Here is a 1505-nt window from a genome sequence, read left to right on the forward strand (position 1 = left end):
ATAAACCGACATTTGTACACCTATAAACCGACATTTGTACACCTATAAAGTCTGAAATCCTTTGGTACTCTAAGGCTCGTAGAGTGGCTAAATATATTATTAAATATTAATTAAATATATATAAAAAGGGTCTCACTTCGTTTCGACCCTCTCTCCATATCCCAAAACAAACTAAAAATTAAAACGCAAAATCACCAGTAGCTAAAAATAAATCTAGTACATATTTTTGACACAACTATATAACCATGATACAATGAATTTGCCGAATAAGTAGCTCAAGGCTACACCAAAGCCCTAGAGGATGCCAGTCCTTTAGGGCTTTTTTTACGTTCTTTTCAGATTAACGAGTGTTTGTAGGCTGACTACCGTTTATCCTCATCGTCCAGCCATTTGCAAATGAAATGTGCCAGTACATTTGCCATAACGTTGAGGAAGAGCTCGAATAAGTAACTCACGACTATCACCTCCTCTCACGACCTACAGGTCGCAATCGGTTTTCCGATAGCGATTTTATTATACCATGTACTTTTCCCAAAAAGCAAAGTATGATAAGCTTTTTCGTCACTTGCTTTATTCCATAGTATGTTTGACAGAATAAATTACTTAATTTTTTTCAAAAAAATTTTGGGGTTCGACTTATTCAAAGCGCAAATAAAAAGAGAGCATTTACTCTCTTTTTACATTATCTGCTTCCGATTAAATAACCGATTATAAAAGGTATAAATGGTAATGCAATCGGAAATACCAAAAGATTCATAGGAATACGACGTAAATATTTTTTCATTTACAATCTCCTTTTTTATTTATTTCAACACTATAATATCATTAAAAACACAAATAGTAAAGCCCTTTCAAAACCAAAAGAGGCGTTCTATAGGTTCTTTTAGAACTTTAGATAATTTTAAAGCTATTTCTACGGATGGTATTGTTTTATTATTTTCTATTAAACCTACCATCTGCCTTGAAATATTTATTTTCTTAGCTAATTCTTCTTGTGTCAACCCCTCTCTAACTCTAAATTGTTTTATATTATTTTGATAATTATTTTTTTCTAACACCCTTATCACCTCTTTTCACACAAATTTTCGGAAGATTTTTCTTCAGCGCTAGCTTTCACGGAATAGATCGCTCAGACGCTCTCAGAAGCTACATTTTGTCCTCTAACGCATTTTAATATCAAAGCCATAGAATTAACCAAAAAAATTTTAATAGCCCCTATAAGCCTTCTAAGGGCTATTTACGCTCATTCAACGCTTTGAGTAATAACTCATATATCAATTCTTGCTGCTTTTCAAGCATACTAAGACGGCGCATGACCTTTTCTTCAAACGTGGCATCATAGCTATCTTTTCTCAGTCGAGAACGTATCTCATCTACTCCTGAAGGAGATATACGATACACTCCGTCCTCTTGTTCAACCTGGAAAATATTTAAATTTTTTCTGTGATACTTTACCAGGTCTTTTGATATCCCTAACTCCTCTGCGACCTCTTTTAGTGTTTTCC

1 protein-coding gene and 1 pseudogene are annotated in these 1505 nt (G+C 33.8%); both read right to left on the reverse strand.

The genetic code is table 11. From position 1 onward, the window contains the following. Positions 1 to 851: 851 nt before the first annotated feature. Complete coding sequence (locus BLS46_RS09755) at positions 852 to 1058, reverse strand: helix-turn-helix transcriptional regulator (protein WP_093587235.1); 207 nt, start codon at positions 1056 to 1058, stop codon at positions 852 to 854. A 175-nt stretch (positions 1059 to 1233) separates the two neighbouring features. Further along, positions 1234 to 1505, reverse strand: a pseudogene (locus tag BLS46_RS09935) (hypothetical protein); the annotation flags it as partial.

Origin of the sequence: Streptococcus sp. NLAE-zl-C503 (assembly GCF_900104285.1) — a bacterium.
Taxonomy (GTDB): Bacteria; Bacillota; Bacilli; order Lactobacillales; family Streptococcaceae; genus Streptococcus.